The organism is Pseudomonas viridiflava (genome assembly GCF_900602065.1).
In the GTDB taxonomy this organism is placed as follows: Bacteria; Pseudomonadota; Gammaproteobacteria; order Pseudomonadales; family Pseudomonadaceae; genus Aquipseudomonas.
This window is the reverse complement of record NZ_UWFN01000108.1, coordinates 1-393: the sequence shown is the minus strand read 5'-3', so window position 1 is coordinate 393 and position 393 is coordinate 1. Positions and strand designations below refer to the sequence as shown.

The following is a 393-nucleotide window of genomic DNA, read 5'->3' as shown; positions in this document are numbered from 1 at the left end:
GCCATAAGGTTCTTACCGTGAAAAAAACAGTATCCGCACTGGGCCTGACCGTGGCCGCCGCACTTTATGCAGCGTCGGCATCGGCCAATACCGGCACAATCAACTTCGAAGGCAAGATCACCAGCAGTACCTGCCCGATTGAAGTCGTCAATCCCGGCGACGGCGCAGTGGGCAATCTGGTGAAAATGGGTTCGGTCGACGCCAGCCGTTTTACCAGCGTGGGCCAGGAATACAGCGGCAAGCGATTTGCCCTGCGCATCGACGATAAAGGCAGCTGCGGTCTGACCGGCGTCGATGACGTCGCCAAGGTGACATTCAACGGTACTGCTGACACCTCTGGCAGCTATTTTGGTGTTACCCCTACCTCGGATAGAGCGACCGGCGTGGCCATCG

1 protein-coding gene is annotated in these 393 nt (G+C 58.0%); it reads left to right on the top strand.

Features of this window, described 5'->3' with window-relative positions; translation table 11 throughout:
* Window positions 1-17: 17 nt before the first annotated feature.
* Window positions 18-393 (top strand): fimbrial protein (locus tag EE949_RS05185; protein ID WP_164666694.1); only part of this gene is annotated, 376 nt, incomplete at its 3' end.